General features: G+C 71.7%; 4 protein-coding genes. 1 reads left to right on the top strand and 3 read right to left on the bottom strand.

The window, feature by feature from the left end; all coding sequences use genetic code 11:
• From galE (AC2W7A_RS09255) to galE (AC2W7A_RS09245), 3 genes are all read right to left on the bottom strand, one after another.
• Positions 1–843, bottom strand: an 843-nt coding sequence (gene galE / locus AC2W7A_RS09255; protein WP_485991111.1) for a UDP-glucose 4-epimerase GalE, incomplete at its 3' end; no start/stop codon positions are given.
• A 199-nt stretch (positions 844–1042) separates the two neighbouring features.
• The gene (gene glmS / locus AC2W7A_RS09250; protein ID WP_485991110.1) at positions 1043–2914 is read right to left on the bottom strand and encodes a glutamine--fructose-6-phosphate transaminase (isomerizing); all 1872 of its coding nucleotides are present in this window, start codon (positions 2912–2914) and stop codon (positions 1043–1045) included.
• Between the two features lie 72 nt (positions 2915–2986).
• A complete protein-coding gene (gene galE / locus AC2W7A_RS09245; protein WP_485991109.1) occupies positions 2987–4024 on the bottom strand; it encodes a UDP-glucose 4-epimerase GalE in 1038 nt (345 codons plus the stop codon).
• 110 nt (positions 4025–4134) lie between these two features.
• Here galE (AC2W7A_RS09245) and coaA point away from each other — a divergent pair, with 110 nt between their 5' ends.
• Complete coding sequence (coaA, locus tag AC2W7A_RS09240; RefSeq protein ID WP_485991108.1) at positions 4135–5127, top strand: type I pantothenate kinase; 993 nt, start codon at positions 4135–4137, stop codon at positions 5125–5127.
• Positions 5128–5245: the final 118 nt, after the last annotated feature.

Here is a 5245-nt window from a genome sequence, read left to right as displayed (position 1 = left end):
CGCCCGGGCGCCGCGGTGCACCTGGGGGGCCGTGTCCGCCCCGGCCTCGGCCAGGATCGCCTCGACGATCTGGCGCACGGACGTGCCGTCTCCGGAGCCGAGGTTGTAGACGGGACGGAGCCGGTCCCCCGCGGTGAGCCGACGTGCCGCCACCGCGTGGGCGGCGGCCACGTCGGCCACGTGGACGTAGTCCCGCACGCAGGTGCCGTCCAGGGTCGGGTAGTCGTCCCCGTTGATGCGCGGTGCGCGCCCTGCGGCCAGGGCGGAGAAGACCAGCGGGAAGAGGTTGTGCGGGCTGGTGTCCGCCAGCTCCGTCGTGCCGGAGCCGACGACGTTGAAGTACCGCAGGGACGTGTGCCGGATCCCGCGGGCCCGACCCTGGTCCGCGAGCAGCCACTCGCCGATCAGCTTGGACTCGCCGTACGGCGACTCCGGGGCGGCGGGGGTGTCCTCGGTGACCGTGTCCGTGTCCGGGGTGCCGTAGACCGCGGCCGAGGAGGAGAAGACGATCGCCTCCACGCCGGCGGCCTCCATGGCCTCCAGCACCGCGGCGGTGCCCGCCACGTTCGTGCGGTACGTGCGCAGCGGCTCGGACACCGAGACGCCCGCGTACTTGAAACCGGCCACGTGGACGACGCCGGTGACGGCATGGTCGGTCATGAACCCGGCGAGCGCCGAGACGTCATTGACGTCCGCCTCCAGGAAGGGGACGGCATCGGGGACGAACCTGCGGTGTCCGGTGGACAGGTCGTCCACCACCGCCACGTCGATGCCCTCCGCGATGAACGCGCGGACCACGTGCGCGCCGATGTAGCCGGCGCCTCCGGTGACGAGCCAGGTCATGTCGGTCCCCTTCCGGGCGGCGACCCCCGGCCGCCACGCGTGTTCCGGACGGCACCGCGCCGCCCTCGATTCCGTTGCGGGGCCGGAGTGCCCCGCGCACCCCCAGCCTGGCCCTCAGGGATGAGGCGGGGGTGAGACGAACGGGACGGCGCCCGTCCCCGGGAAGGGGGCGGGCGCCGTCGTCGTCATGTCCTCGGGGTCACTCGACGGTGACGGACTTGGCGAGGTTGCGCGGCTGGTCCACGTCGTAGCCCTTGGCGGAGGCGAGCTCCAGCGCGAAGATCTGCAGCGGCACCGTGGTCAGCAGCGGCATGAGCATCGGCTGGGTCTCCGGGACCTCGAACACGTCCTCGGCGTAGGCCTGGACGGCCTGGTCGCCGCGCTCGGCCACCACCATGGTGCGGGCGCCGCGGGCGCGGACCTCCTGGATGTTGGAGACGACCTTGGCGTGCAGCGAGTGGCGGTCCATCGGGGACGGCATCACCACGAACACCGGCTGGCCATCGTCGATCAGGGCGATCGGGCCGTGCTTGAGCTCGCCGGCCGCGAAGCCTTCGGCGTGGATGTAGGCCAGCTCCTTGAGCTTGAGCGCGCCCTCCATGGCCACCGGGTAGCCGACGTTGCGGCCGAGGAACAGCACCGAGGTGTCGTCCTTCATGGCGCGGGCGAGCTGCTTCACCTGGTCCTTGCGCTCGAGGATGTCCTCGATCTTGGCCGGGATGGCGGAGAGGTCGGCCAGGATGTCCTTGATCTGGCCGCTGAACAGGTTCTTGTTCAGCTGCGCCAGGTACAGGCCCAGCACGTAGGCGGCGGTGATCTGCGCCAGGAAGGCCTTGGTGGAGGCCACGGCGATCTCCGGGCCGGCGTGCGTGTAGAGCACGGCGTCCGACTCGCGCGGGATGGTGGAGCCGTTGGTGTTGCAGATGGACACCGTGCGGGCGCCCTGCTCCTTGGCGTAGCGGACCGCCATGAGGGTGTCCATGGTCTCCCCGGACTGGGAGATGGACACCACGAGGGTCGTGTCGTCGATGATCGGGTCCCGGTAGCGGAACTCGTGCGAGAGTTCGACCTCCACCGGGATGCGGCACCAGTGCTCGATCGCGTACTTCGCCACCATGCCGGCGTAGGCGGAGGTGCCGCAGGCCAGGACGATGATCTTGTTGACGGCCTTGAGCTCCTCCTCGTCGATGCGCAGCTCGTCCAGCACCATGCGGCCGGCGGCGTCGGTGCGGCCCAGGAGGGTGTCCGCGACGGCCTGCGGCTGATCGTGGATCTCCTTCTCCATGAAGGTCTCGAAGCCGCCCTTCTCGGCCGCCGAGGCGTCCCAGTCGACGGTGAACTCCTTGCCCTGGGCCGGCTCGCCCTGGAAGTCGGTGATCTCCACGCCGTCCGCGGTGATGGTCACGACCTGGTCCTGATCCAGCTCGATGGCCCGCTTGGTGAAGTCGATGAAGCCGGAGACGTCCGAGCCCAGGAAGTTCTCTCCCTCGCCGAGGCCCACCACGAGCGGGGAGTTGCGGCGGGAGGCCACCACGCGGTCCGGGGAGTCGGTGTGCACGGCCAGCAGGGTGAAGGCGCCCTCGAAGCGGCGAGAGGCCAGCTGCATGGACTTCGTGAGGTCCTGCTCACCCTCGTGGCGGTAGATGTGACCGAGGACGGCGGCGGCGACCTCGGTGTCCGTCTCGGAGAGGAACTCGACGCCGGCGGCGACCATCTCCTCCTTGAGCTCCGCGAAGTTCTCGATGATGCCGTTGTGGATCATGGCGAGGCGCCCCTCGTCCGCGAGGTGCGGGTGGGCGTTCTCGTCGCTGGGACCGCCGTGGGTGGCCCAGCGGGTGTGCCCGATCCCGACCAGCGCCCCCGGCACCGGACGCTCCTCAAGCTCGGCCGCGAGGTTGGCCAGCTTGCCGGCCTTCTTGCGGTGGTACAGCTCGCCGTCGGCCACCAGGGCCACGCCGGCCGAGTCGTAGCCGCGGTATTCCAGACGACGCAGGCCCTCCATCAGGACGTCGAGAGCCGAGTGCTCACGCTCCTGCGAGGGGCTGCCGATGTATCCGACGATTCCACACATGCGTTGAACTCTACCGTGACAGCGTCCCCGTCCACCCCTCGCCTGGCGCACCGCGTCCCACGGTGCCCACCGTCACATCGGGCGATAGCCGCCCGGGTTCGCCTCCTGCCAGCGCCACAGGTCGGCCACCATCTCGTCCACGCCGCGCACGGCCGTCCAGCCGACCTCCTCGGCGACGCGGTCCACCGCGGCGCACGAGTCCGCGATGTCCCCGGCCCGGCGGGGGGCCGCCCGATACGGGACGGGACGGCCGGTGACCCGCTCGAACGCCGCGACCATCTCCAGCACGGTCACGCCGGTGCCGCGGCCGATGTTCCAGACGCGGTGCACCGGGCCGTCCTGCGCCACGAGCCAGTCGAGCGCGGCCACATGGGCCTCGGCCAGGTCCATGACATGGATGAAGTCGCGGACCGCGGAGCCGTCGCGGGTCGGGTAGTCGCTGCCGAAGACCTGCAGCTCCGAATACGCGCCGCCGGCCACCCGGGCCACGTAGGGCATGAGGTTGGCGGGGGTGCCGGAGGGATCCTCGCCGAGCCGGCCGGAGGGGTGGGCGCCCACCGGGTTGAAGTAGCGCAGGGACGCGACGGACAGGCCCGGGTGGGCGGCGTGCACGTCGGAGAGGACTTGCTCGGCCATGGCCTTGGAGTGCCCGTAGGGGGTGACCGGCGCGATCGGGTCGCCCTCGCCCACCGGCACCGGGGCGTCGTCCCCGTACACCGTGGCCGAGGAGGAGAACAGCAGCGCGCGGGCCCCCGCCTCCCGGGCCACGCCGGCCACCGCCGCGGTGCCGGCGACGTTCACCGTGTAGTAGCGCTCCGGCTCGGCCAGCGACTCGGCAGGGGACTTGAGCCCGGCGAAGTGCACGGCGACCTCCGGCGCGAAGGCCGCGGCGGCGTCCCGGTAGGCGTCGGGCTCGAGGATGTCCGCGCGGACCAGGCTCAGCCGCGGCCCGGGGTACGCGACAACGCAGACCTCGGCCGCGCGCTCGAGCGCGGTCTCGCTCCCGCCGCTGAGGTCGTCGACCACGAGGACGTCGTGGCCTCCGTCGAGCAGCGAGGTGACGGTGTGGGAGCCGAGGTATCCGGCCCCTCCGGTGACGAGCACGCGCATGGTGTCAACTGTATCCATACGCATGGTTCCCGTATGCGCCGGGAGCACCCGGCGAGGCTGACCGGTCCGACAGCCCGCCGCGCCCGGCCCCACCGTGACAGGATGGACGGGTGGACAACGAAAGCACCGCCGACCGTCCGACCCCGCGCGCGCCGCGCCCCCACGAGCACCACAGCTCGCCCTTCGTGGAGCTCGAGCGCCAGACGTGGGCGCGGCTGGCCTCGGAGATGGCGCAGCCGTTCGACCAGGACGACGTGGAGCGCCTGCGCGGCCTCGGCGACGCGCTCTCGCTCACCGAGGTGGCCGAGGTGTACCTCCCGCTCTCCCGCCTGCTCAGCATCAATGTGGAGGCCGCGGCCTCCCTGCGCCGCGCCACGGACGAGTTCCTCGGCGAGCGCACCCGCCGCACCCCCTTCGTCATCGGCGTGGCCGGCTCCGTGGCCGTGGGCAAGTCCACCACCGCCCGCGTGCTGCAGGAGATGCTGCGCCGCTGGCCGAACACCCCGCGCGTGCAGCTGATCACCACGGACGGCTTCCTCTACCCGAACGCGGTGCTGAAGGAGCGGGGCCTGATGACCCGCAAGGGCTTCCCGGAGTCCTACGACCGCCGCGCGCTGCTGCGATTCATGTCCGAGGTGAAGTCCGGCGCCGAGGAGGTCACCGCCCCGGTGTACTCCCACTTCTCCTACGACATCGTCCCGGACCGGGTGCAGGCCGTGCACCGGCCGGACGTGCTGATCGTGGAGGGGCTGAACGTGCTGGCGCCGCCGCGGGTGCGCGCCGACGGCACCACAGGCCTGTCCGTGTCCGACTTCTTCGACTTCTCCGTCTACGTGGACGCCCGCTCGGACTGGATCCGCGACTGGTACCTCTCCCGCTTCCGGGACCTGCGCACGGGCGCCTTCACGGACCCGCGCAGCTACTTCCACCGCTACGCGCAGATCTCCGAGGCCGAGGCGATGGAGATCGCCGAGAACCTCTGGGACACCATCAACGGTCCGAACCTGCAGCAGAACGTGCTGCCGACTCGCGGCCGCGCACGCCTCGTGCTGACCAAGAACAGCCAGCACGAGGTCTCGCGGGTGCTCCTGCGGAAGGTCTGAGCGGTGCGGCGGGGCCTGCTCACGACGACGGCGCTCACCCCCTGGCCCGGTGTCCCCTCGCCGGCTGTGCGGCCCCGCAGGGGCGCCCCGGCGCCGGACACCTCCTCCGCGCCGGGAC

The organism is Micrococcus sp. LASM2_SD2 (assembly GCF_057364565.1).
Note: the sequence above shows the minus strand (reverse complement) of the source record. Positions and strands in the feature narration are given on the sequence as shown.

What these genes read in the sequence shown, in the direction of transcription:
- glmS (WP_485991110.1), bottom strand. Translation starts at nt 2,914, where the DNA reads ATGTGTGGAATCGTCGGATACATCGGCAGCCCCTCGCAGGAGCGTGAG.
- galE (WP_485991109.1), bottom strand. Translation starts at nt 4,024, where the DNA reads ATGCGCGTGCTCGTCACCGGAGGGGCCGGATACCTCGGCTCCCACACC.